A 25,090-nucleotide genomic window follows, 5' to 3' on the forward strand; every position below is an offset into this window, starting at 1 on the left:
GTCCGCCGGGCGGCGGATCCGGCGGCGGCCAGTCAGCGGGTGGCGATCGGTGTCGGCTCCCAGGCCGCCTCCGTCGTGCCGAACGCGAACTGCCGGTACACCGCCTCGTAGCCCTGCGCCATACGGTCTCTGGAGAAGTTTCGTGCCGCGTGCGCGACGCACGCCGCCGGGTCGAGCCGGATCGCCGCGCGCAACGCCTCCGGCAGCTCCTCGGCGCGATCCCGGACCAGCCCGGTCACCCCGTCCACCACCAGCTCCGGCACGGCCCCGCGGCGCAGCGCCACGACCGGCGTGCCGGTCGCCATCGCCTCCACCATCACCATGCCGAACGGCTCATCCCACTGGATCGGCATGATCAGGCATCGCGCGTCCACCAGCAGCCGCAGGGTCGCCTCCCGGTCAGCGTTGAACACCACGTTGACGTCCTCGTCCAGCAGCGGCTCGACGACCTCGCCGAAGTAGCGCCACTCGGGGGGCTCGTTGCACTTGCCGGCCAGGGTCAGCGGCAGGCCGGCCGCCCGGCAGGCGCGGATCGCCACGTCCGGGCCCTTGTCGGGGCTGAACCGGGCCAGCCAGAGCACCGGGCCGCGGCCGGGGGCCAGCTTGTGCGGAAAATCCTGCATGTCCATCGCGTTGTGCACGGTCCCCACCCAGGGCAGGTCCGGGTTCAACCGGCGCTGGGCGTGCGAGATGGCCACCAGCCCCACGCCCTGGTCGGTGTCGCTGAGCACAGTGCCGTACTCCCCGACCGGGTTGCCGTGCACGGTCGCCACCGTCGGCACCGCCCGCCGGCCGGCGACCAGCGGGCCGATGGTGGTGTGGTCGTGGATCACGTCGAAGTCCGCCGGGGAGATCAGGTGGTTCACCCGGGCCAGGTGGGCCAGCTCCGGCAGCGCCTCGCCGAGCCGGGGGTACTGGAGGTCCCCGACGGTGGAGACGAAGTCGGCGGCGGTGCCGTGCTGCCGGCCCGCGCCGAAGAGGGTCACCGCGTGTCCATGCTCCACCAGCCCGTCCACCAGCCCCCACACCACCTGCTCCAGCCCGCCGTAGCCGGGTGGCGGCACCGACAGCCACGGCGGGACCACCATCGCGATCCGCAGCGGCCGTCCGGGCGGGCTCTCCGACACACGGTGGGTCACGGCCACAGGTCCTCCCCGTTGCTTCCCCGGTGAGCGGGATCGGCGGCGATTTCCCCGCCCCGGCCGCGCTAAACGGACAACCATCGGGCGCGGCGGGCGTTTCACCCGGTGACCACCAGGCGGTCGTCAACGGCCCGTACGCCCGGGGCCGACCAGGCGACCCGCTCCGCCTCGTCCCGCTCCCACCAGGAACGGACGGTACCGCCGAGGACCACGGTGTCGCCGGCCAGTTCGACGGTGACCGCCTCGGTGCCGGCCCGCCGGCGCAGCGCCCGGCGCAGGTCCAGGGCGGTCTGCTCGGCGCTCGGCGCGGTAGGCGGCACCACCTCGACCAGGTTGGTCAACCCCCGTACGCCCCGCAGCCGGCGCAGCTCCTGCTCGGCGGTGCGCCGCTGGTAGCCGAACTCCACCTCGCCGCGCAGCATCAGCCAGCCGGCGGACACCGTCACGTCCAGCCGCTCGGCGGGCACGAAGCTGTCCCACTCCAGCGCCCGTACGGCGGCGAGGGCGAGGTCGCCGTCGTCCTGGCCGTCGAGGCCGGGCAGGCGTACCTCGATGTCGTCGGCGACCGCGCGCACGCCCCGTACCCGGTGCGCGCAGCGCTGCGCCGCCCACTTGCGGGCGTAGCTGTCCACCCGGCCGGTCAGGGTGACCACGCCGTCGGCGACGCTCACCCCGATCTCGTTCGGCTGGGCCTGCGGGTCCCAGGCCAGCTCGTCCAGCACGTCGCGCTGGATGTCCGGATCGGTGCGGGTGGCCGCTGCCGTCGTCATGGCGTCCCCTCCCGTGCGGTCGGCTCCTGGCGAGGATGCCGACGGATCGGGTGACCCTGGTTCACCCCACCCGGGTGAACCGGTGCCGGGCGGGCCGGGGCGGTGGGGGCACGAGAAAGGCGGCGGGCGACGGAGCCAACCTCCTTGGCTCCGCCACCCGCCGCCCGGTAGGAGGCAGGTCTGGTGTTATGACGTCTCGGCGAGCGTGACGGTTGCCTTCACCTCGGCACCATTTCGCTTGTAGGTCACCTCGACCCGGTCGCCGACCTTGCCGGCCTGCACGGCGCCGACCAGGTCGTTGGAGTCGTTGACCACCTTGTCGCCGAACTTGGTGATCACGTCGCCCCGCTGCAGGCCGGCCTTCTCGGCGGCGCTGCCCGGCACGATCGCGGCGACCAGCGCCCCGCCGTTCTCGGCGGCGTTGACGCTGACCCCGAGGGACGGGTGGCTGACCTTCTCGCCGCGCTGGAGCTTCTCGGCGACGTCCTTGGCCTTGTTGCTGGGGATGGCGAAGCCGACCCCGATGTTGCCGCTGCTGCCCTGCCCGGCGGTGGCGATGGCGGTGTTGATGCCGATCACCTCGCCCCGGGTGTTGACCAGCGCGCCCCCGGAGTTGCCGGGATTGATCGGCGCGTCGGTCTGGAGCAGCCCGGAGATCGAGCTGACGCCCTGCTGCGGGGTCTGCTGCTGCCCGTTCTCGCCGGCCTGGATGGTCCGGTCCCGGGCGCTGAGGATGCCGGCGGTGACCGAGCCCTGCAGGCCCAGCGGGCTGCCCAGGGCGAGCACCTGGTCGCCGACCTGCATCCCGTCGCTGTCGCCGAACGTGGCGGCCTTCAGGCCGCTGACGCCGCTGGCCTTGACCACCGCGAGGTCGGTCTTCGGGTCGGTGCCGACGATCTTGGCCTGGGCGGTCTTGCCGTCGGCGAAGACCACCCGGACGGTGTCGCCGGAGGCGGAGGCGACCACGTGGTTGTTGGTGAGCACGTAGCCGTCGGCGCTGAGGATCACGCCGGAGCCCTCGCCGTTGCCCGTCATGATCGAGACCACGCTGTCCTGCACGGCGGCGGCGATCTTCGGCAGGTCGGCGCTGTTGATCACCGGGGCGGCCGAGTAGGTGCGGGTGATGCCGCCCGAGTCGCCGTTCACGGCCAGGGCGAGCGCGCCGCCGGCCACGCCGGAGCCGAGCATCAGGGCGAAGACCGCGACGCCCGCGCCGACGAACTTGGCGACCTTGGAGGGGCGGGGGCCCGCGGCCCAGGGCGGCACCGGCTGCCCGTCGTGCTGCGGCGGCACCGGCCCATCGGGCCCCTGCGCCCCCGGGTAGCCGGCCGTCCAGCCAGACTGCTGCCCCGGCTGCCCCGGCTGGTAGCCGGCGGCCGGGTACTGACCGGAGGACGGGTAAGGCTGGTAGCCGGGGCGGTAGCCCTGGTCGCCACCGTGCGCCCCACCGGCCGGGTACGGCGCGGCGGACGTCTGGGCGGTGCCCGGGTACGCGGCGCCGGAGGTCTGGCCCGCGCCGGCGTACGGCGCGGCGGAAGTCTGGCCCACCTCGGCGTATTGCGTGGTGGTGGTCTGGCCCGCCCCGGCGTACGGCGTGGTGGGGGCCTGGGCGTCGGGCCCGTACGGCGTGGTGGGGGCGCCCGGGGTGCCGGCCGGCTCCCCCACGGTGCCGGCGGCGTCGCCCGGAGTGGCCGGGCGGGCTTCGGTGGAGTCGGACTGCCCGCGCTCGACGCGGGACAGCTCGGCGGTGGGATGCGACGGCTCCGCGTCGGGGGCGGCCGGCCGCCGCTGCGGGTCGGACTCGAACTCGGTCATGGATCCACTTTCTCCCCTCGCACTGGCACCAGCCTGGAACCGGCCTGAATGTTCTCTGAAAGTCAGTCGGCCTCGCCGTCGGCGTCGGGCAGCAGCGGCAGCCGGACCCGGAAGGTCGCCCCGCCGCCCGGGGTCTCGGCGACCTGCACGGTGCCGTGGTGGGCGGAGACCAGGGCGGCGACGATGGCCAGGCCCAGCCCGGTGCTGGTGATCCCGCTCGCCAGGCGGGTCCGGGCCGGGTCGGCCCGGTAGAAGCGCTCGAACACCCGCTCGGCCTGGTCCGGGCTGAGTCCCGGACCGGTGTCCGCCACCTCGACCACGGCCAGGTTCCCCGGCTCGCTGCGCAGGCGCAGCGTCACCGACGCCTCGGGCGGGGTGTGGGTGAGGGCGTTGGTCATCAGGTTGCCGATCACCTGCCGCAACCGGGCGTCGTCCCCGTGCACCACCAGCGGGCCCGAGCCGGGCTCGATGTCCAGCTCGATGCGCCGGTCGGGGGTGACCACCCGCGCGGCCTGCACGGCGTCGGAGGCGAGCACCGGCAGCTCGACCGGGGCCAGCGAGAGAGGCCGTTCCCGGTCCAGCCGGGCCAGCAGCAGCAGGTCCTCCACCAGCAGCCCCATCCGGGCCGCCTCGTCCTCGATGCGCCGCAGCAGGTCGGCGGTCCGCTCGGGCGCGCGGGCCGCGCCCTGCCGGTACAGCTCGGCGAAGCCCCGGATGGTGGTCAGCGGGGTACGCAGCTCGTGCGAGGCGTCCGCGACGAACTGCCGCATCCGCTCCTCGGAGCGGCGGGCCCGCGCCTCGGAGGCCTGGGCGGCATACGCGGCGTCCCGGGCGCCGGCCTCGGCCGAGCGGGCGGCCGTCTCCGACGCGGCCCGGGCGGTGAACGCGGCCTCGATCTGGGCCAGCATCGCGTTCAGCGCGCGGGAGAGCCGGCCCAGCTCGGAGGTGGCACACTCCCGCCCCTCCTCCGGGTCGGGCACCCGCCTGGTGAGGTCACCTCCGGCGATCGCGCCGGCCGTGCGCTCGATCTCCACCAGCGGTCTGAGGCTGGTCCGCACGATCGCCGCGCCGATCGAGGCCAGCAGGATCAGCACCGCGCCACCGACCAGGAGGTCTATCCAGACCAGCCGCTTGACGGCCAGGTCGACGTCGGTGAGGTGCTGCCCGACCGCCAGCGCCCGGCCGTCCGGCAGCTCTCGGTAGAGCATCCGCCAGCGGTTGTGGCCGTCCTTGGAGCGGACGGTGAACGGCTCGCCCTCCGCGGCCCGGAAGCCGGCCACGTCGGCCGGGACCGGCGGCAGGTCGTCCGGTTCGAGGATCAGGTCGTACCCGATGATCCTGGCCTGGTTGTCGTCGGCCAGCGCCACGACGTAGTCGGTGGGCAGCGAGGCCCGCACCCGGCCCGCCTCCAGGTCGGGCAGCACCCCGCCGACCTGGACGCTCGCCACCTGGAGCTCGGCGTCGACCTGGCCGACCAGGTAGTCGCGCAGGAAGTACGTGGTCAGCGAGCTGATCACCACCAGCGCGGCGGCGACCAGCGCCAGCACCGACGCGACCAGCTTGATCCGCAACGGGACGCTGCGGAGCCGGCCCTTCGCCTCGTGGACGACGCTCACGCCGCCGGCTTGCGGAGCACGTAGCCCACCCCGCGCAGGGTGTGGATCAGCCGGGGCTGGGTGTTGTCCACCTTGCGGCGCAGGTAGGAAATGTAGGACTCGACGATGTTGTCGTCGCCGCGGAAGTCGTAGTTCCAGACGTGGTCGAGGATCTGCGCCTTGCTGAGCACCCGGTTGGCGTTGAGCATCAGGTAGCGCAGCAGCTTGAACTCGGTCGGCGAGAGCTGCACCCGCTGGCCGGCGCGGTGCACCTCGTGGGTCTCCTCGTCCAGCTCCAGGTCGGCGAAGGTGAGCCGGGAGGGGGCGTGCTCGCCGGTGGCCGTACGCCGCAGCACCGCGCGGATCCGGGCGGTCAGCTCCTCCAGGCTGAACGGCTTGGTGACGTAGTCGTCGCCGCCCAGGGTGAGCCCGCGGATCTTGTCGTCGGTGGCGTCCCGGGCGGTCAGGAAGACCACCGGGGTGCGGGTGCCGCCCTCGCGGAGCATCCGGATGACCTCGAAGCCGTCCAGGTCGGGCAGCATCACGTCGAGGACCACGAGGTCGGGGCGGTGGTCCTTGGCGGCGCTCAACGCCGCGCTGCCGCTGGTGGCGGTCGCCACGTCGAAACCGGCGAAGCGCAGGCTGGCGGAGAGCAGTTCGAGGATGTTGGGATCGTCCTCGACGACGAGCAGTCGCGCCTCGGTCTGGGTAGCGGCCATGCCAGCCATCATCCGTGACCCGGCTGCACCAGCGCTGGACGCTCCCTGGAAATACCCTGTGAGCTGCTCAGCGCAGCAGCCGGCGCAGCCCGTCGAGCGCGCCGTCGAGGACCCGGATCGCGGTGCGCAGCTGGTTGTCGGAGAGCCGCTGCGCCCGGACCAGCCCGCCGGCCTCCATGGTGAAGGCGGCCAGCCGCTGGTCGAACTCGGTCAGCAGCGGTGCGGCGGCGGGGGCGGGCGCCGGCGGCGGCACCGGCCGCTCCCAGCGGGTCTGCCGAGTCTGCCGGGCCGCCTCGCGCAGCTCGCGCTTGAGGTCCCGTACCGAGCCGCGCACCTCGGTCTGGATCTCCCCGGCGAGGGCGGAGAGATCCTGCACCGAGGTGGTGATGTCGGCTTCCAGGGTGGCCAGCTCGTCGGCCCGCTGCCCCAGCTCCCCCCGGCCCGCCTCGGTGATCTCGTAGACCTTGCGACCGCCGGCCGCGGTGTGGGTGACCAGCCCCTCCACCTCCAGCCGTTGCAGCCGGGGGTAGATGGTGCCGGCGCTCGGGGCGTACAGGCCGAGGAAGCGATCCTCCAGCAGCCGGATCAGCTCGTAGCCGTGCTTCGGGCCGTCGTCGAGCAGCTTGAGCAGGTAGAGCCGGAGCCGCCCGTGACTGAACACGGCGGTCACGGCAGCTCCTCCTGGTCGTCGTCCACCGGGCGGGCGAGCAGCGCGATACTGCCCGACGTCGCGGACGCCCAGAGCTTACCCTCGCCGGCGCCGAGGACTCCCTCGCTGTCGCGCACCGCGGCGAGCCCACGGCTCGCCAGCACCTGGGGGAAGCCGCTGGTGATGCGGCCGGAGGCGGTGTGCAGCCGGACGGCGAGGTCGCTGTCCTCCCGGACCCGGACGGTGATGCTGCCGGAGATGGTGCTGAGCCGGATCTCGCTGCGCCGGGGGTTGTCGAAGTCGCAGGTGATCGGGCCGGAGACGGTGTGCGCGCGGACCTGGCCCGGGGCGCTGTCGGCCAGGATGACCTCGCCGGAGACGGTCTCCAGGATGAGCTCGCCGGCCACCCCGAGCGCCTCCACCGGGCCCGAGACGATCTTCGCCGCGGTGGTGCCGCGCAGCCCCATCAGGGTGATCTGGCCGGACGTCACGTCGGCCCGGGTGCGCCCGCGCAGCCCGGACGCGACCAGCGAGCCGTCGATCAGGTTGAGGGTGGCGGACACCTGGGCGGGGACCGCGACGGAGACGTCGACGCGGGGCCAGCGGGCCAACGGGCCGGCCCACCGGAGCACCTGCGACCAGCGGAACTTCCGATCCTGGGCGATGGTGAGCCGCCCGTCGCGGTGCTCGACGTGGATCGGCCGGCGCTCACCGCCGGCCTGGGTGATGTCGACCCGGGCCGGGCCCTCGGTGGCGACCACGTTGAGCCGGCCGCTGATCAGCCGCACATCCAACTCGGTGACCGGGTCGTCCAGGGTGAAGCGGCGCGGCTCCTCGACCGTCCAGTTGGTCATGGCGTCCTCCCCTCGGTGCGCGGGACCCCGGCCCGCGCTCAGGAGAGGAGCGTAACGCGATACATCGCGATAGAACAAGACTGTCGCGAGTCGGGTAGGCGTCAGGCCGCCAACGTCAGCTCCCGCCCGTCCGTCGGACCGGCGACGTCCGCCCCGCCGAGACGGTCCGCGCCGGCCCGGAGGCCGGCCCCGGCCCGCACCTCGGCCGCGCCACCCGGGTCGGCCGCCGACGCCGGACCGGCAGCCGCCGGGCGGACCGGGAGGACCACCCCGACGGGACCGGGGCCGGACAGCGCCGCCACCGGGCGGGACGCGGCCGGCACGAGATGGACCGCCGACTCGGCGGCCCGGGCCAGCGCCCGCCGGTCCGCGTCCGGGGCCGGGTGCAGGGCCGCGGCCACCCGCACGGTGACCACCAGGTCGCGGGCGGCCAGCACCCGGCGTACCGACTGCCAGAGGGTGTCGTCACCGAGGAAGGCGGCCGCCGTGGTGGCCTCGCCGGTCGCGGCGCAGCGGTAGCCGACCCGCAGCGGCACCACCGGGGCCCCGGCGTCGATCGCCGCCTGGAACACCGCCGGCCGGAACCCCCGCCCCGGCCGGCAGTCGCCCGCCGTCGGGGTGCCGCACCAGGTCGTACCCTCCGGGAAGACCGCGACCGGATCACCCGCCCGCAGCGCCCCGGCGATCCGGGCGACCGTCGCCGGCAACTCGCGGGGCCGGGCCCGGTCGACGAAGAGCGCGCCGGCCGCGCGGGCCAGCGGCCCGACCAGCGGCCAGGCCCGGACCTCCCGCTTGGCCAGCATCCGGGCCGGCGCGACGGCCAGCACCGCCAGCACGTCCAGCCAGGAGACGTGGTTGGCGACCAGCAGCGCCCGCCGGCGCGGCGGCCGGCCCCGCACCTCCAGCCGCACCCCGAGGGCGCGGGCCGTCAACCGGGCCCACCCCCGGACCGCCGCCGCGCCCGGCGCCGCCGGCAGCACCGGCAGCAGCGCGACCACACCGGCCCCGGCCAGCAGCATCCCGAGTACGCCCAGCAGCCGGGCCGCCTGCCGGGCCAGGGGTACGGCGGGCACCTGCCCCGGCACCGGCAGGCAGTCCGGCCCGCAACCGGAGGTGGGCCGCCACAGCTCGGCGCTCACTCCTGCGCCCCGCCCAGGAAGTGCCGCAGGTAGCGCGGGTTCATCCGGTCCAGGGAGAAGAGCACGTAGAAGTCGGCCACCCCGAAGTCCGGGTCGTACGCCGGCTCCCCGGCGACCCAGGCGCCCAGCCGCAGGTAGCCGCGCAGCAGCGGCGGGATCAGCGCCTGCCCGGCGGCGCCGCCCTCGGCGGTGTCCAGCGGGACCGCCCCCGGCTCGGCGAACCAGGGGCGCAGCGGGCGGACCCGCAGCAGCGGCGGGGACAGGTGCCTGGCCCGCGCCCGGCCCCACACCTCGGCGGCGGTCCGGCCCCCGTCGGCCACCGGCACCGAGGCGCAGCCGCCCAGCCAGCGGGAGCCGCGCAGGTGCAGGTAGCGGGTGATGCCCGCCCACATCAGGTTGATCACGGCGCCGGAGCGGTGGTCGGGGTGGACGCAGGAGCGGCCCGCCTCGACCAGCACGTCACGCAGCGGGTCGAGTGCGGTCAGGTCGAACTCGCCCTCGGCGTACCGGCGGTCGGTACGTCCCGGCGGCAGCAGCCGGTACGTGCCGACCACCGCGCCGGTGCGCTCCTCGCGCACGATCAGGTGGTCGCAGTGGGTGTCGAGATCGTCGACGTCCAGCCCGGCACCGCCGGGGCGCAGGGTCGCGCCGAGCTCGGTGGCGAAGACCTCGTGGCGCAGGCGTTGCGCGGCCGCGACCTGGGTCGGGTCGTCGGCGATCAGCAGGGTGTATCCGCTGGTCGTCAGGGGTGCGCCAGCGGCATGCAGAACGGCCATGGGACCTGTCTAGGTGCCCGGGGTTGCCGGCCACCCGGCGACGGGTGTCGATCCGGTGAACGCCGGCCGGCGTTCGGCCCCGAACCGCCGACCGGGTGGGCTCCCCGACATTCCGCCGAAGCCGGCGTGCGAGGCTGCCCGGGCGGACCCGGCGTGCGAGGCTGCCCGGGCGGACCCGGCGACGGCGCCGGGCACGACGGAGGTGCGTCGATGATCATCGAGTCCCGGTTCAACGGGCCGCCCGGATCGGGCAACGGCGGGTGGAGCGCCGGGCTCTTCGCCGAGGCGTACGGGGGTGACCGGCCGGTCGAGGTGACGCTGCGCCGCCCGCCACCGCTGGAGACCCCGCTGACCATGGCCGACGGCGACGTCCTCGACCCGGACGGGCAGCTCGTCGCCCAGGTCCGCCCGACCGACGACCTGCCCCCGGCGGTCGCCCCGGTGGATCCGGCGGCGGCGGCCGCCGCCGCCGGCGCGTACCCCGGCCTGCGGGACCACCCCTTCCCCGGCTGCTACGTCTGCGGCCCGGACCGCCCGGACGGGTTGCGGATCTTCCCCGGCCGGCTGCTGGACGGCCGGACCGCCGCGCCGTTCCGCGCGCCAGACCGGGTGCTGGCGGCGACGGTCTGGGCGGCGTTGGACTGCCCGGGCGGCTGGGCGGTCATCGCCCCGGGCCGGCCGTACGTCCTCGGCCGGGTCGCCGCGGTCCTCGACGCGCTGCCCCGGCCCGGCGACGAGTGCGTGGTGACCGGCGAGCTGGTGGCCGGCGAGGGGCGCAAGGCGCTGGTGCACACCAGCCTGTACGGCCCGACCGGCGCGCTGCTCGGCCGGGCCCGGTCCACCTGGATCGCGCTGCCCCGCCAGCCGGGGTCTCGTCCCTGAGGACGACCGCCTCCTGCCTGAGTCGGAGCCGAGAGTAGGGACCGCGCCTGTTTGACCCGGTTGCGCGCCCTTGTCAGGCTGTGCCACGGCGCCCTGGAGCAACGGCGCCGCACACCGCGGGGCGTGACGCGCCGCCGCACGAGAGGAGCACGATGTCCGACGGGCAGTGGAGCCCCAGCACCGGGACCGGCCAGATCGTGGTGTCCGGACTGACGAAGCAGTACAAGAACGTCCGGGCGGTCGACAACCTGTCCTTCACCGTCGAACCGGGGCGGGTGACCGGCTTCCTCGGCCCGAACGGCGCCGGCAAGACCACCACGCTGCGCATGCTGCTGAACCTGGTCACGCCGACCAGCGGCGGGGCCACCGTCGACGGTGTCCGCTACGCCGACCTGACCGACCCGCTGCGGCACGTGGGCGCGGTGCTGGAGGCATCCAGCGCGCACAAGGGCCGCACCGGCATCAACCACCTGCGGGTGATCTGCGCGGCGGCCGGGCTGCCCCGGCAGCGCGCCGAGGAGGCGCTCGCCCTGGTCGGGCTGACCCCGGCCGCCCGGCGCAAGTTCAAGGGCTACTCGTTGGGCATGAAGCAGCGCCTCGGCATCGCCGCCGCGATGCTCGGTGACCCGCGGGTGCTGATCCTGGACGAGCCGGCCAACGGGCTGGACCCGGAGGGCATCCGGTGGATGCGCGGGTTCCTCAAGAGCCTGGCCCACGAGGGCCGCACCGTGCTGGTCTCCAGCCACCTGCTCTCGGAGATGCAGCTGCTCGCCGACGACGTGGTGATCATCGCCGCCGGCCAGCTGGTCCGGCAGGGGCCGGTGGAGCAGGTGATCGGTTCGATGGCCCAGGGGGTACGGGTGCGGGTGCGCACCCCGCAGGCCGACGAGCTCACCGCCGCGCTGAAGGCGCAGTCGGCCACCGTCACCCCGGACGAGCACGGCGTGCTGCTGGTGGACGGGGCGGACGCCCCGACCGTCGGCCGGGTCGCCCTGGCCGCCGGCGTGGAACTGCACGAACTCACCACGGAACGACCCGACCTGGAACGGGTCTTCCTGGAGCTGACGGCCGGGAAGGCGGGCATCCGATGAACCTGGTCCGATCCGAGCTGCTCAAGATCCGTACGACCAACACCTGGTGGCTGTTCGGCCTCGGCGCGCTGGTCACGCTGGCGCTGGCGTTCCTGGTCAACGCGGTGAACGCGGCCATGTACCTCAGCGGACCGCAGGACCTGGAGGGCGTGCCGGCGGAGCAGGCCGAGCAGCTCCGGGCCTCGGCGAACGAGGTCTACCAGGCGGCGAACCTGTTCACCTCGGGGCAGTACTTCGGGCTGCTCTTCGTGCTGCTGCTCGGCATCATCGTGGTGACGAACGAGTTCTACCACCAGACCGCGACGACCACCTTCCTCACCACTCCGCACCGGACGGTGGTGGTCACCGCCAAGCTCGTCACCTCGGCGCTGATCGGCGCGTTCTTCTGGCTGGTCACCACCGTGCTGACCGTGCCGGCGACGTTGATCTTCTTCGCGGTGAAGGGGTGGGACGCGCACCTGGGCGACTGGGACATCACCCGGGCGATGCTGCTCAACCTGCTGGCGTACGTGCTCTGGGGCATCTTCGGCGTCGGCTTCGGCGTGCTGATCCGCAGCCAGATCGGGGCGACCATCACCGCCGTGGTGCTCTACCTGGTCGGCACGACCGCGGCGAACGTGATCTTCTTCCTGCTCCAGCAGTGGCTGGAATGGGACTGGATCGGCAAGCTGGCGGTGATCGTGCCGTCCACCGCGTCCGCGCTGATGATCAGCGGCACCGAACTGCCCGGCAACCCGCCACAGTGGGTGGGCGCGGTGGTCCTGATCGCGTACGCCGTGGTGACCACGGCGGCCGGCAGCCTGATCATGCGACGCCGCGACATCGCCTGAGCGGACCCGGCGACGGCCCCGGCCGGTGGCGACCACGTCACCGGCCGGGGCCGTCGGCGTTTAGCAGGAGGCGACCAGACACGCACCGTTTGCCGAAGATCTGGCATCTTCTGTGAAACAGGCCACCCGCCGGAGGCGGAAATGCCTGCGGCATTCGTACGGCGTAGCCTGGGAGCCGTCTTCCCACGCCCGTAACCGGGCATGGGTGCCGAACCCGCGTGAAAGAGGCGATTACCGGCCGTGTCGACCCAGCAGACTTCGCAGGAGAACCCGTTGGCGGGTTTCGGCCCGAACGAGTGGATCGTCGAAGAGATGTACCAGCGCTACCTCGCCGACCCGTCGAGCGTCGACTCGGCCTGGCACGACTTCTTCGCCGACTACCGGCCGGCCCCGGGCGCCGCGACGCCGCGCCCGGCCGAGGAGAAGGCCCCCGCCAAGCCCGCCCCCGCCGAGCCGGCCGGGCAACAGGAGGCCGCCGCGACCGTGACCCAGCCGGCCGCCCCCGCCAAGCCGGCCGCCCCCGCCGCCAAGGCCGCGCCCGCCAAGCCGGCGCCCGCCAAGGCCGCCCCGGCCAGGCCGGCCGCGAAGGCTCCGACCGCGGGCGGCGCGGGCACCACCCCGCTGCGCGGCGTGGCCGCCAAGATCGTGCAGAACATGGACGCCTCGCTGGCCGTCCCGACCGCGACCAGCGTGCGCGCCGTCCCGGCCAAGCTGCTGGTCGACAACCGCATCGTGATCAACAACCACCTCACCCGCGGGCGCGGTGGGAAGGTCAGCTTCACCCACCTGGTCGGGTACGCGATGGTCCGGGCGCTGGTCGAGCACCCGGAGATGAACAACTCCTTCGCCGAGGTCGACGGCAAGCCGGCGATGGTCCGCCCGGAGCACGTCAACCTGGGCATCGCGATCGACCTGGCCAAGCCGGACGGCTCCCGCAACCTGGTGGTGCCCTCCATCAAGGCCTGCGAGCAGATGGACTTCCGGCAGTTCTGGCAGGCGTACGAGGACGTGGTCCGGCGCGCCCGCCGCAACGAGCTGACCATGGAGGACTACACCGACACCACCATCTCGCTGACCAACCCGGGCGGCATCGGCACGGTGCACTCGATCCCCCGGCTGATGCAGGGGCAGAGCGCCATCATCGGCGTCGGCGCGATGGAGTACCCGGCGCCGTACCAGGGCATGAGCGAGGCCACCCTCGCCGAGCTGGCGGTCAGCAAGATCATCACGCTGACCAGCACGTACGACCACCGGATCATCCAGGGCGCGCAGTCCGGCGAGTTCCTCAAGGTGATGCACGAGCTGCTGCTCGGCGAGCGGGGCTTCTACGACCAGATCTTCACCTCGCTGCGCATCCCGTACGAGCCGGTGCGCTGGGTCCGCGACGTCGCGGTCGACTCCGAGGGGCAGATCAACAAGACCGCACGGGTCCACGAGCTGATCCACGCGTACCGGGTGCGCGGCCACCTGATGGCCGACACCGACCCGCTGGAGTTCAAGATCCGGAAGCACCCGGACCTGGACGTCCTCCAGCACGGACTGACCCTGTGGGACCTCGACCGGGTCTTCCCGGTCAACGGTTTCGCCGGCCGGCAGCGGATGAAGCTGCGGGAGATCCTCGGCGTGCTGCGCGACTCGTACTGCCGCCGGGTCGGCATCGAGTACATGCACATCCAGGACCCGGAGGAGCGGCGCTGGATCCAGGAGCGGATCGAGCGCCGGTACGAGAAGCCCTCGGCCGACGAGCACAAGCACGTGCTCAACCGGCTCAACGCCGCCGAGGCCTTCGAGACCTTCCTGCAGACCAAGTACGTCGGGCAGAAGCGCTTCTCGCTGGAAGGCGGCGAGTCGCTGATCCCGCTGCTCGGCGAGGTGCTGGAGGCCTCCGCCGGGGACGGGCTGGACGAGGTCGTCATCGGCATGGCCCACCGCGGCCGGCTCAACGTGCTGGCCAACATCGTCGGCAAGCCGTACGAGAAGATCTTCTCCGAGTTCGAGGGCCACCTGGACCCGCGCTCGACCCAGGGCTCCGGCGACGTGAAGTACCACCTGGGCCAGAACGGCAAGTTCACCACCCCGGCCGGCGACCACGCGGTCAAGGTCTCCGTGGTGGCGAACCCGTCGCACCTGGAGGCCGTGGACCCGGTGCTGGAGGGCATAGTCCGCGCCAAGCAGGACCGGATAGACCTCAAGCTGGAGGGTTACACCGTGCTGCCGCTGGCGGTGCACGGTGACGCCGCCTTCGCCGGCCAGGGCGTGGTCGCCGAGACGCTCAACCTCTCCCAGCTGCGCGGCTACCGCACCGGCGGCACCGTACACGTGGTGGTCAACAACCAGGTCGGCTTCACCACCGCCCCGGAATACTCGCGCTCCAGCCTCTACAGCACCGACGTGGCCCGGATGATCCAGGCGCCGATCTTCCACGTCAACGGCGACGACCCCGAGGCCGTGGTCCGGGTCGCCCGGCTGGCCTTCGAGTACCGGCAGGCGTTCAACAAGGACGTCGTGATCGACCTGGTCTGCTACCGCCGGCGCGGGCACAACGAGGGCGACGACCCGTCGATGTCCAACCCGCAGATGTACAAGATCATCGACTCGAAGCGTTCGGTGCGCAAGCTCTACACCGAAGAGCTGATCGGGCGGGGTGACATCACCGTGGAGGACGCCGAGGAGCTGCTGCGCGACTACCAGTCGCAGCTGGAGCGGGTCTTCAAGGCCACCCGGGACGCCGCCACCACCCCCCGCCAGCTCAGCCGGCCCCGCCGCGAGGAGGAGCCGGAGCCGCAGGTGGAGACCGCCATCGACGCCGCCGTGGTCAAGGCGATCGGCGAGGCGCACCTCAACCTCCCCGAGGGCTTCACCCCGCACAAGCGGATCCAGCAGCTGCTCGACCGGCGGGCCAAGATGTCCGTCGAGGGCAACATCGACTGGGGCTTCGGCGAGATCATCGCGTTCGGCGCGCTGCTGCACGACGGGGTCACCGTCCGGCTCGCCGGCCAGGACTCCCGCCGCGGCACCTTCGTCCAGCGGCACGCCGCGGTGGTCGACGCCAAGACCGGCGACGACTACCTGCCGTTGCAGACGCTCACCGGCCACGGCGAGCGGTCCCGCTTCTTCGTGCACGACTCGCTGCTCAGCGAGTACGCCGCGATGGGCTTCGAGTACGGCTACTCGGTGGAGAACGTCAACGCGCTGGTCTGCTGGGAGGCCCAGTTCGGTGACTTCGTCAACGGCGCCCAGTCGGTGATCGACGAGTTCATCTCCTCCGGCGAGGTGAAGTGGGGCCAGCGCTCCGCGGTCACCCTGCTGCTGCCGCACGGCCACGAGGGCCAGGGCCCGGACCACACCTCCGGTCGCCCGGAGCGGTTCCTCCAGCTCTGCGCCGAGGACAACATGCGGGTGTCCATCCCGACCACCCCGGCGAACTACTTCCACCTGCTGCGCCGCCAGGCCCTGTCGCCGAAGCGCAAGCCGCTGGTGGTGTTCACGCCGAAGTCGCTGCTGCGGCACAAGCTCTGCGTCTCCCCCGTGGAGGACTTCACCACCGGCACCTTCCAGCCGGTGCTGGCCGACACCTCCGCCCCGGCGCCGGAGCAGGTGAAGCGGGTGCTGCTCTGCTCGGGCAAGGTCTACTACGACCTGTTCCAGGCCCGGCAGGAACGCGGCGTCACCGACACGGCGATCATCCGGATCGAGCAGCTCCACCCGATGCCGGTCGAGGAGATCCGGGCCACACTGGCGCAGTACCCGAACGCCGAGGACTTCGCCTGGGTGCAGGAGGAGCCGGCGAACCAGGGCGCCTGGTCGTTCGTCGCGCTCAACCTGCTGGAGCACCTGGCCGACGTCCGGTTGCGGCGGATCTCCCGCCCGGCCGCGGCGGCCCCGGCGGTCGGCTCGGCCAAGATGCACGAGGTCGAGCAGACCGCGCTGATCGAGGCGGCCCTCCCCCGCCCGTGAGCTGACCGCACCGCCGAGACCGGGGCAGCGCCGTCCGCGTGACGGCCCTGCCCCGGTTCCGTCGGCGGCCTTCCGACAAGGACGTACGGATGTACTTCACCGACCGTGGCATCGAGGAACTCGTCGAGCGCCGGGGCGACGAGCAGATCAGCATCGAGTGGCTCGCCGAGCGCCTGCGCGACTTCGTCGACCTCAACCCCGAGTTCGAAACCCCCGTCGAACGCCTCGCCACCTACCTGGCCCGCCTGGACGACGACGAAGACGAATGACCCCTACCCCCTTCCCCGCCTCGTCGATCATGAAGTTGTCACCACCCGAGCCCGGCGGGTCGTGGCGACACCTCCCTGATCGACGGGGCCGGGCGGGGGCCGAACGGGCCCGCAAAGGCGGGGCGAAGGTCCCGGGCACGGGAGCGCGTGATCTTCTAGGGTGGGGTGCGTGGCCCGCAGCGTCTACCTGACCAGCGTGGGGTCCGGCGGGGGGAAGTCGACCATCGCCCTCGGCCTCGCGGAACTCCTCTCCCGACAGGTCGAGCGGATCGGCGCGTTCCGGCCGCTGGTCGCCGACACCGGCCCCGACCCGATCCTCGCCCTGCTCACCGACCGCTACCGGGTGGACCTGCCGCAGCGGGAGCTGACCGGCGCGACGTACGCCGAGGCGGGCGCGCTGGTCGCCGACGGCCGCCGGGAGGAGCTGATCTCCCGGATCGTCGAGCGCTACCGCAACGTCGAGCGGCGCTGCCCGGCCGTGGTCGTGGTGGGCAGCGACTTCGCCGACGGCGGCGACGGCGCGGGCCCCCGCGAGCTGGCCTTCAACGCCCGGCTGGCCACCGAGTTCGGCAGCGTGGTGGTGCCGGTGGTCGACGGTTTCGGGCAGGAACCGGAGGCGATCGCGGCGGCGGCGCGCGGGGCGTACCACGATCTGGAGGACCTGGGCGCGACGGTGCTGGCGGTGATCGCCAACCGGGTGTCCGGGCCGATGACCCTGCCGGAGCTGCCCGTTCCCGCGTACGCCATCCCGGAGGTGCCGACCGTGTCGGCGCCGACGGTGGCCGAGGTGGCGGCGGCGCTCGGCGCCACCCTGCTCGCCGGGGACGACGCCGCGCTCGGCCGCGACGTGCTCGACTACGTGGTCGGCGCCGCGCACGTGCCCACCCTGCTCGACCACCTCACCGACGGGGCGTTGGTGATCACCCCGGGCGACCGGGCGGACCTGCTGGTCGCCGCCAGCGCCGCGCACGTCGCGGGGCAGGTCTCGGTGGCCGGGCTGGTGCTCACCCTCGGCGAGCAGCCCGACCCCCGCGCGATGCGGCTGGTCGAGGGGCTCAACACCGGGCTGGCGGTGCTCTCGGTACCCAGCGACAGCTACGACACGGTGGCCGCGTCCAGCCGGATCGAGGGCCGCCCGAGCCCGGCCAACCCGCGCAAGGTCGAGGCGGCGCTCGGCGCGTTCGAGGGCAACGTGGACACCGTCGACCTGGCCCGCCGGCTGCGGGTCAGCCGGTCCGAGCGGGTCACCCCGCTGATGTTCGAGTACGACCTGATCGACCGGGCCCGGGCCACCCGCCGCCGGCTGGTGCTGCCCGAGGGGGCCGAAGAGCGGATCCTGCGGGCGGCGGAGGTCCTGCTCCGGCGGGGGGTGGCCGACCTGACCCTGCTCGGCCGCCCCGACGACGTCACCCGCCGCACCCGGGAGCTCGGCATCGACGTCACCGGCGCGGACGTGGTCGACCCGGCCACCAGCGGGTGGCGCGACGAGTTCGCCGTCGAGTACGCGCGGCTGCGCACCCACCGGGGCGTCAGCGTCGAGCTGGCGCACGACATCGTGGCGCAGCCCAACTACTTCGGCACGATGATGGTGGCCACCGGGCACGCCGACGGCATGGTCTCCGGGGCCACCCACACCACGGCGGCGACCATCCGCCCGGCGTTCGAGATCATCCGTACCGTGCCCGGGGTCTCGGTGGCCTCCAGCGTCTTCTTCATGCTGCTCGCCGACCGGGTGCTGGTCTACGGCGACTGCGCGGTCAACCCCGACCCGGACGCCGCCCAGCTCGCCGACATCGCCATCTCGTCGGCCGACACCGCCGCCCGGTTCGGCATCGAGCCGCGGGTGGCGATGCTGTCGTACTCCACCGGTGACTCGGGGACCGGCGCGGACGTGGAGAAGGTCGCGGCGGCCACCAAGCTGGTCCGCGCGCGCCGCCCGGACCTGCTGGTCGAGGGCCCGATCCAGTACGACGCGGCGATCGACCCTCAGGTCGCGGCGACGAAGCTGCCGCAGAGCACGGTGGCCGGCCGGGCGACGGTGTTCATCTTCCCGGACCTGAACACCGGCAACAACACGTACAAGGCGGTGCAGCGCTCGGCCGGCGCGGTCGCGGTCGGCCCGGTGATGCAGGGCCTGCGTCGGCCGGTCAACGACCTGTCCCGGGGCGCGACGGTCGCCGACATCGTCAACACCGTGGCGATCACCGCCATCCAGGCCGCCGCGTCACCCGAGGAGACCCCGTGACCGATCGCGTGCTGGTGCTCAACTGCGGTTCCTCGTCCGTGAAGTACCGGCTGTACGACGGCGAGACCGTCCGGGACAAGGGCACCGTGGAGCGGATCGGCGAGCCCGGGGGCGGGCCGGCCGACCACGCCAGCGCCGTGCGGCAGATCCTGGACCGGCTCGACCTGACCGGGCTGGGCGCGGTCGGGCACCGGGTGGTGCACGGCGGCCGGCGGTTCAGCGAGCCGATCCTCATCGACGACGCGGTCTTCGCCGCGATCAGGGAGCTGGTCCCGCTCGCGCCACTGCACAACCCGGCCAACCTGACCGGCATCGAGGTGGCCCGGGAGGCGCTGCCCGATGTCCCGCAGGTCGCCGTCTTCGACACCGCCTTCCACCACACCCTGCCCGAGGCGGCCGCCACGTACGCCGTCGACCGGGAGATCGCCCGGCGCTACGGCATCCGCCGGTACGGCTTCCACGGCACCTCGCACGCGTACGTCTCCCGGCGCACGGCCGAGCTGCTGGACCGGCCGTACGAGGCGCTGCACACGATCAACCTGCACCTGGGCAACGGGGCGAGCGCCTGCGCCGTCGCCGGCGGCCGCAGCGTGGCCACCTCGATGGGGATGTCCCCGCTGGAGGGCCTGGTGATGGGCACCCGCAGCGGGGACCTGGACCCGACGGTCATCTTCCACCTGCGCCGCGAGGCGGGGATGGGGGTGGACGAGATCGACGACCTGCTCAACCATCGCAGCGGGCTGCTCGGCCTCACCGGCGTGAACGACATGCGCGAGGTGCTGGAACGGCGGGCCGCCGGGGACCCGGCCGCCACGCTCGCCTTCGACGTCTACTGCCGCCGGATCACCGGGTACGTCGGGGCGTACTACGCGCTGCTCGGCCGGGTGGACGCGGTCACCTTCACCGCCGGGGTGGGCGAACACTCCGCCGAGGTCCGGGCCACCGCGCTGGCCGGCCTGGACCGGCTGGGCATCGCCGTCGACCCGGCCCGCAACTCCGGCCACGGCGACCGGGTGATCTCACCCGACGGGGCCGAGGTCACCGTCTGCGTGGTCGGCACCGACGAGGAGCGGGAGATCGCCCGGGAGACCCGCGCGGTGGTCGAGGCCCACGCCTGACTCCGGCTGCGCTCGGCAGGCGGCCACAACCCGGGCGGCCCTGAGCCCGAGCCGTGACGGAAAGGCTCAGCCCAGCGCCAGCCAGGCGGCGACGGCGACCAGCAGCACCGCCACCACGGCCGCGCCGACGAGCAGCGGCAGACGGGAGGCCACCTCGGCGGGCGCGGCGGGCGCGGCGGGCTCCGCGTGGGCGAAGGCGCGGAACTGCTCGGTGTTGCCGCTGGGGTCCATGTACTCGTCAGACATGCCGGAGACCCTAGCGAAACCGGGTACCCCGCACCGGCCCGGCGCACCCAGGGGTGACGTCTCCGGTCCGAGCGGTGGACGGGAACCGGCCGGGCGGCGGGCGCCACCCGGTCCGGACGGCGGGGCCGCAGTGGGCCGCCGGCCACCTACCGTTGCGGAATGGGGGTGCAACGGGCGGTTGCCGCGCTGATCACGGCGCTGCTGGCCGGCTGCGGCCCGGCCACCGCCGCGGTCGGCGGGGCGCCGCCGGCCGGGCACGCTCCGGACCGGCTCCACCCGGTCGCGGTACGCACCCTCACGATCGACCCGACCGGGCCCCGGCCGCTGCCGGTGACGCTCTGGTACCCGACCGAGAGCGGGCGGGTCGCCCCGGGGCGGTTCCCGGTGGTGGTCTACAGCCACGGCCTGTGGAGCCTGCCCGAGCTGCACGCGGGGCTCACCACCCGCTGGGCGGCGGCGGGTTTCGTGGTGGCCGCGCCGGCGTACCCGCACACCAACCTGCGGGCCCGGGACTTCACCCGGGCCGACGTACGGCACCAGCCGGCGGACGGCTGGCGGCTGATCCGGCACCTCGCCCGCCTGGACGCCCGGCAGGGGGACCCGCTCGCCGGGCACCTGGACGCCGGCCGGGTCGCCGCCGCCGGCCACTCGGCGGGAGGCTTCACCACCGCCGGCATGTTCGTCTCGGGCCACTCCGCCCGGCTGCGCTGCGGCATCGTGATCGCCGGCGGCGCGCTGGCCGGCAGCTTCGCCGGACCGGCCGTTCCCCTGCTCTTCGTGCACGGAACCGCCGACCCGATCGTGCCGCTGGGCGTCGGTCGGGCCGCATACGACCGCGCCGGCCCGCCTGCGGCCTTCCTGAGCCTGCTCGGGCAGGGGCACGGCGAATACCTGACCCCGGGTCGCCCGGGCTTCGACCAGGTCCTCGCCACCACCACGGACTTCCTCCGCTGGACCCTCTACGACGACCGGGACGCCGCCCGGCGCCTGCCGGCCGACGCCCTCCGGCCCGGTGTCACCGCCCTCGACGACCGCCTGCACCCCTGAGCCCGGCCACCGGCGGACCGGCCACCGGCGGTCCACGGCAGGTCACACCCGTGTCCAACAGTGGCCGGACACGCCGGCGGGCGGGGCACAATCGGACTCATGTCCCGTCGCCGCACCCCGGTCCTGCTCGCCGCCGCGCTGCTCTCCGTCGGCCTCGCCGGCTGCTCGGCGGCCCCCGCCCCGACCGCCCGGCCGGCCACGCCGCAGCCGCCGAAGGCCACCACCCCCGCGCCGCGGGTCCCCGCCGGCACCGCGCCGCAGGAGACCTTCGCCGTCGGCGTACGCCAGGTGAAGCTGAACCGGGACGGCAACCGACCGCTGCCGGTGACCCTGTGGTACCCGGCCCGGGGCGACGCCGGCGGCGCGCCGGAACGAGGGGTGACCGCAGCGGACGGGCGGTTCCCGGTGGTGATGTTCAGCCACGGCCTGAACGGCCGGCCGGACGACTACTTGGAGCTGCTGACCCGCTGGGCGGCGGCCGGGTTCGTGGTGGCCGCGCCCGCCTTCCCGCACACCAGCCGGGGCGCCGACGGCAACGTGCTCGACGTGCTCAACCAGCCCGCCGACGTCTCGTACGCGCTGGACAACGTGCTCGCGCTGGACGGGAAGGCGGGCGACCCGCTGCGCGGCCGGCTGGCCACCGACCGGGTGGCCGCGGCCGGGCACTCGGCCGGCGGGGTGACCACCATCGGGCTCTTCACCGCCGGCCGGGACGAGCGGCTGGACGCCGGGGTGGTCTTCGCCGGTACCGCGCTCGGGGTCGGCACCGCCTTCGCCGGGGCCGCCGCGCCGCAGCTCTTCGTGCACGGCGAGGCCGACGAGGTGGTCGACTACGCCGCCGGCAAGGCGGTGTACGACGCCGTGCCGTGGCCGAAGGCGATGCTGAGCCTGCCGAAGGGCGACCACGGCCGAGCCCTGCTCACCGACGGCGCGGCGCTGCGGGTGGTCTCCGACACCACGCTGGAGTTCCTCCGCTGGACCCTCTACGGCGACGCGGCGGCCCGGGACCGCCTCCCCGCCGACGCCACCCGCGGCAACCTCGCCACCCTCGACGACCACCTCTGACAGCTGCCCGGCTGGCGGTGTCACGCGGTGTGGTCGACGACCACCTTGCCGAAGACGTCACCGGAGCGCAGGCGGGCGAAGGCGTCCTCAACCCTGGTGAACGGCACCATGCTGTCCACCACCGGGCGCACCTCGTGCTCGGCGCAGAAGGCCAGCAGGTCGGTCAGCTCGTCCGGGGTGCCCATGGAGGTACCGAGGATCTCCAGCTGCATGGCGAAGACGCGGCGCAGGTTGATCTTCGGCTCGTGCCCGGCGGTGGCCCCGGAGACCACGATCCGGGCCAGCGGGGCGGCGGACTTCAGCGAATGGTCGAAGGTGGCCTCGCCGACCGTCTCGATCACCACGTCGACCCGCTCGGGCAGGCGCGCGCCGGGTTCCACCGCGGTCGCCCCCAGAGCGGCGATCCGCTCCCGCTTGCCGGCGTCCCGGCTGGTCACGTACACCCGCTTGCCCATCCCCACACCGAGGGCGACGGCCGCCGTGGCGACCCCGCCGCCCGCGCCCTGGACCAGCACCGACTCGCCGTCGCCGATCCGCCCCTTCGTGGTCAGCATCCGCCACGCGGTCAGCCAGGCCGTCGGCAGGCAGGCCGCGTCGGTCGCCGGCAGGCCCGTCGGCAGCGGGATCAGGTTCATCCGGGGTACGGCCACCCGCTCGGCGAGGGTGCCGGGGAAGTGTTCGGAGAGGATGGAGACGCCGCGCGGGTCACCGGGGGTGGGCACCACCGGGTAGATGACCACCTCGTTGCCGTCCGGGTCGGTGCCGACCGCGTCGCAGCCCAGGATCATCGGCAGTTGGTCGCTGGACAGCCCCACCCCGCGCAGCGACCACAGGTCGTGGTGGTTGAGCGAGCTGGCCCGCACCTGCACGGTCACCCAGTCCTCGTCCGGGTGGGTCGGCTCGGGGCGCTCGCCGACGGTCAACGCGGCGAGGGGATTGTCGGTGTCGAAGCTCGAGGCATAGGCGGCACGCATGGTCGGCACCGTAACAAGCAGAACGCCCCCGAGACACCACACGCCCCCACAACAACCCGTCCCCGGTGGCCGGCGGGTTTCCGCGTACGCGGAAAGTGGTCTCCCGGCGTCGGGAGACCACTTTCCGCCGGAGACCGCGCGGATCCGGATGGGAGGGATGTGCGCCCGGGTCAGGCGCGGGCGACGCCGTCGCGCCGGGCCGCCTCGGCGACCGCCGCCGCCACCGCCGGGGCCACCCGGGGGTCGAGCGGGGAGGGCACGATCGCGTCGGCGGTCAGCGACTCGTCCACCACCCCGGCGATCGCGTCCGCCGCGGCCACCTTCATCCCGTCGGTGATCCGGGTGGCCCGGGCGTCCAGCGCGCCCCGGAACACCCCGGGGAACGCCAGCACATTGTTGATCTGGTTGGGGTAGTCGCTACGCCCGGTCGCCACCACCGCGACGTGCCGGGCGGCCACCTCGGGGTGCACCTCGGGGTTGGGGTTGGCCAACGCGAAGACGATGCCGCCGGGCGCCATCCCGGCGATCGCCTCCTCGGGGATCTGTCCGCCGGAGACGCCGACCAGCACGTCCGCGCCGCGCAGCGCCTCGGTGACGTCGCCCCGCCGCCCCTCAGCGTTGGTGGACTCCGCCAGCTCGGCCTTGGTGCCGGTCAGCCCGTCGCGGTGCCGGCCGATGATGCCCTTGGAGTCGCAGACCACCACCTGGTCGGGGTTCACTCCGCCGGCGATCAGCATCTTCGTCACCGCCACCCCGGCCGCGCCAGCCCCGCTGACCGCCACCCGCAGGTCGCCGAGCTTGCGGTTGAGCAGGGCCGCCGCGTTGCGCAGCGCGGCCAGCACGACGATCGCGGTGCCGTGCTGGTCGTCGTGGAAGACAGGGATCGCCAGTGCCTCGTCCAGCCGGCGCTCCACCTCGAAGCAGCGGGGGGCGCTGATGTCCTCCAGGTTGATCCCGCCGAAGGAGGGGGCGAGGGCGGTCACCGTCGCCACGATCTCGTCCACGTCCTGGGTGTCCAGGCAGATCGGTACCGCGTCCACGCCGGCGAACTGCTTGAACAGCACCGCCTTGCCCTCCATCACCGGCAGCGCGGCGCGCGGGCCGATGTTGCCAAGGCCGAGGACGGCGGAGCCGTCGGTGACCACCGCGACAGTGTGCGACACCCACGTGTAGTCGTCGACCAGGGCCGGGTCGGCGGCGATCGCCTCGCACACCCGGGCGACGCCCGGGGTGTACGCGAGGGAGAGATCCTCCCGGCTGGTCAGCGGGACCGTCGAGGCGACGGCCATCTTGCCGCCGACGTGCAGCCGGAAGACGGGATCGGCGGGATCCACGGTGGACGCAGACATGGTGACTCCAGGATCTGTCGAGCAGACGGAGCGGCCGGACGCGGGCGCGAGGTGAGGCGCCTGGCGGCGGCACGCGGTGCGGGGGTCACCCGGGCACTTCCCGAGCATAGTCTCGCCAGGGATGCGCCGATGTGAGCAGGGTCATAACGGGGTGCGAGGCAGCCGGCCGGGACGGGGCCAGTAGCGGAGCACCACCCGGCCGAGCACGTCGGCCACGCCGTACGCCCGGGAGTCGTCGGTGACGAGTCCGTTGTCGCCGCGTACCCACCAGCCGCCGTCCTGCGGGCGGACCGCGCGCTTGACCACCAGCAGCTCCGGCCGGGTCCGGAAGACCGCGACCACGACGTCACCCGGACGGACCGGCCGGCCGCCGCGACGGACCAGCAGGGCGTCCCCGTGCCGCAGCGTGGGCGACATGGACGGGCCGGTCACACCGACCGCCGTGAGCCACCGACGCAGCCGCGTCGGCGGGCCCGTCCCCTCGACCATCACCAGGTTTCCCCTCCGCCCCTGCCGGGGACGTCCCCAGGAGTAGTGTCGGCTTGGATCATCGCAAAC

The 25,090-nt window shown here is 73.8% G+C and carries 22 protein-coding genes; 9 read left to right on the forward strand and 13 right to left on the reverse strand.

What is annotated here, in order from left to right; genetic code table 11:
* Positions 1–32: 32 nt before the first annotated feature.
* The 9 genes from ABZ807_RS06585 to ABZ807_RS06625 form a co-directional block, all read right to left on the reverse strand.
* A complete protein-coding gene (locus ABZ807_RS06585) occupies positions 33–1,088 on the reverse strand; it encodes a glycosyltransferase family 4 protein (protein WP_357153733.1) in 1,056 nt (351 codons plus the stop codon).
* Between the two features lie 152 nt (positions 1,089–1,240).
* Positions 1,241–1,912 (reverse strand): BON domain-containing protein, encoded by a 672-nt coding sequence (locus ABZ807_RS06590; RefSeq protein ID WP_357153642.1) that lies wholly within the window; start codon positions 1,910–1,912, stop codon positions 1,241–1,243.
* A 186-nt stretch (positions 1,913–2,098) separates the two neighbouring features.
* Positions 2,099–3,727, reverse strand: coding sequence for a trypsin-like peptidase domain-containing protein (locus tag ABZ807_RS06595; RefSeq protein ID WP_357153644.1), 1,629 nt, complete (start codon positions 3,725–3,727; stop codon positions 2,099–2,101).
* Positions 3,728–3,789: 62 nt separating this feature from the next.
* Positions 3,790–5,343, reverse strand: coding sequence for an ATP-binding protein (locus ABZ807_RS06600; RefSeq protein ID WP_357153645.1), 1,554 nt, complete (start codon positions 5,341–5,343; stop codon positions 3,790–3,792).
* Positions 5,340–6,041: a response regulator transcription factor gene (locus ABZ807_RS06605; protein ID WP_357153647.1), complete on the reverse strand. Its 702-nt coding sequence runs from the start codon at positions 6,039–6,041 to the stop codon at positions 5,340–5,342. Before ABZ807_RS06605 ends, ABZ807_RS06600 begins: the two co-directional genes overlap by 4 nt.
* Before the next feature lie 67 nt (positions 6,042–6,108).
* The gene (locus ABZ807_RS06610) at positions 6,109–6,711 is read right to left on the reverse strand and encodes a PadR family transcriptional regulator (RefSeq protein ID WP_357153649.1); all 603 of its coding nucleotides are present in this window, start codon (positions 6,709–6,711) and stop codon (positions 6,109–6,111) included.
* Positions 6,708–7,544, reverse strand: a complete 837-nt coding sequence (locus ABZ807_RS06615; RefSeq protein ID WP_357153651.1) for a DUF4097 family beta strand repeat-containing protein — start codon at positions 7,542–7,544, stop codon at positions 6,708–6,710. Before ABZ807_RS06615 ends, ABZ807_RS06610 begins: the two co-directional genes overlap by 4 nt.
* Before the next feature lie 101 nt (positions 7,545–7,645).
* Positions 7,646–8,683 carry a lysophospholipid acyltransferase family protein gene (locus ABZ807_RS06620; protein ID WP_357153653.1) on the reverse strand — a complete coding sequence of 346 codons (1,038 nt, stop codon included), beginning with the start codon at positions 8,681–8,683 and terminating at the stop codon, positions 7,646–7,648.
* Entirely contained in the window at positions 8,680–9,459 is a 780-nt protein-coding gene (locus ABZ807_RS06625) for a GNAT family N-acyltransferase (RefSeq protein ID WP_357153655.1), read from the reverse strand. Before ABZ807_RS06625 ends, ABZ807_RS06620 begins: the two co-directional genes overlap by 4 nt.
* 210 nt (positions 9,460–9,669) lie before the next feature.
* Here ABZ807_RS06625 and ABZ807_RS06630 point away from each other — a divergent pair, with 210 nt between their 5' ends.
* The 7 genes from ABZ807_RS06630 (at position 9,670) to ABZ807_RS06660 (ending at position 19,851) form a co-directional block, all read left to right on the forward strand.
* The gene (locus ABZ807_RS06630) at positions 9,670–10,341 is read left to right on the forward strand and encodes a hypothetical protein (RefSeq protein ID WP_357153656.1); all 672 of its coding nucleotides are present in this window, start codon (positions 9,670–9,672) and stop codon (positions 10,339–10,341) included.
* 152 nt (positions 10,342–10,493) lie between these two features.
* Positions 10,494–11,432 (forward strand): ATP-binding cassette domain-containing protein, encoded by a 939-nt coding sequence (locus tag ABZ807_RS06635; protein WP_357153658.1) that lies wholly within the window; start codon positions 10,494–10,496, stop codon positions 11,430–11,432.
* The gene (locus ABZ807_RS06640; RefSeq protein ID WP_357153660.1) at positions 11,429–12,262 is read left to right on the forward strand and encodes an ABC transporter permease; all 834 of its coding nucleotides are present in this window, start codon (positions 11,429–11,431) and stop codon (positions 12,260–12,262) included. Before ABZ807_RS06635 ends, ABZ807_RS06640 begins: the two co-directional genes overlap by 4 nt.
* Before the next feature lie 240 nt (positions 12,263–12,502).
* Positions 12,503–16,219 carry a multifunctional oxoglutarate decarboxylase/oxoglutarate dehydrogenase thiamine pyrophosphate-binding subunit/dihydrolipoyllysine-residue succinyltransferase subunit gene (locus ABZ807_RS06645; RefSeq protein WP_357153662.1) on the forward strand — a complete coding sequence of 1,239 codons (3,717 nt, stop codon included), beginning with the start codon at positions 12,503–12,505 and terminating at the stop codon, positions 16,217–16,219.
* An 89-nt stretch (positions 16,220–16,308) separates the two neighbouring features.
* Positions 16,309–16,488: a DUF6104 family protein gene (locus tag ABZ807_RS06650; RefSeq protein WP_357153663.1), complete on the forward strand. Its 180-nt coding sequence runs from the start codon at positions 16,309–16,311 to the stop codon at positions 16,486–16,488.
* A 160-nt stretch (positions 16,489–16,648) separates the two neighbouring features.
* A complete protein-coding gene (pta, locus tag ABZ807_RS06655) occupies positions 16,649–18,733 on the forward strand; it encodes a phosphate acetyltransferase (protein WP_357153665.1) in 2,085 nt (694 codons plus the stop codon).
* Entirely contained in the window at positions 18,730–19,851 is a 1,122-nt protein-coding gene (locus ABZ807_RS06660; RefSeq protein WP_357153667.1) for an acetate kinase, read from the forward strand. Before pta ends, ABZ807_RS06660 begins: the two co-directional genes overlap by 4 nt.
* Before the next feature lie 66 nt (positions 19,852–19,917).
* Here the strand turns inward: ABZ807_RS06660 and ABZ807_RS06665 are convergent, their stop codons facing one another.
* On the reverse strand, positions 19,918–20,097 hold the full coding sequence (locus ABZ807_RS06665; RefSeq protein ID WP_357153668.1) for a hypothetical protein: 180 nt from the start codon (positions 20,095–20,097) through the stop codon (positions 19,918–19,920).
* A gap of 159 nt (positions 20,098–20,256) precedes the next feature.
* Here ABZ807_RS06665 and ABZ807_RS06670 point away from each other — a divergent pair, with 159 nt between their 5' ends.
* Complete coding sequence (locus ABZ807_RS06670; RefSeq protein ID WP_357153670.1) at positions 20,257–21,144, forward strand: alpha/beta hydrolase; 888 nt, start codon at positions 20,257–20,259, stop codon at positions 21,142–21,144.
* A 99-nt stretch (positions 21,145–21,243) separates the two neighbouring features.
* Positions 21,244–22,209 (forward strand): chlorophyllase, encoded by a 966-nt coding sequence (locus ABZ807_RS06675; protein WP_357153672.1) that lies wholly within the window; start codon positions 21,244–21,246, stop codon positions 22,207–22,209.
* 20 nt (positions 22,210–22,229) lie between these two features.
* Here the strand turns inward: ABZ807_RS06675 and ABZ807_RS06680 are convergent, their stop codons facing one another.
* The 3 genes from ABZ807_RS06680 to ABZ807_RS06690 form a co-directional block, all read right to left on the reverse strand.
* Positions 22,230–23,192 carry a zinc-binding dehydrogenase gene (locus ABZ807_RS06680; RefSeq protein WP_357153673.1) on the reverse strand — a complete coding sequence of 321 codons (963 nt, stop codon included), beginning with the start codon at positions 23,190–23,192 and terminating at the stop codon, positions 22,230–22,232.
* A gap of 161 nt (positions 23,193–23,353) precedes the next feature.
* Positions 23,354–24,532, reverse strand: coding sequence for an NADP-dependent malic enzyme (locus tag ABZ807_RS06685; RefSeq protein ID WP_357153675.1), 1,179 nt, complete (start codon positions 24,530–24,532; stop codon positions 23,354–23,356).
* Between the two features lie 141 nt (positions 24,533–24,673).
* Complete coding sequence (locus tag ABZ807_RS06690) at positions 24,674–25,021, reverse strand: S24/S26 family peptidase (RefSeq protein WP_357153677.1); 348 nt, start codon at positions 25,019–25,021, stop codon at positions 24,674–24,676.
* Positions 25,022–25,090: the final 69 nt, after the last annotated feature.

The organism is Micromonospora sp. NPDC047548, assembly GCF_040642975.1.
Taxonomy (GTDB): Bacteria; Actinomycetota; Actinomycetes; order Mycobacteriales; family Micromonosporaceae; genus Micromonospora.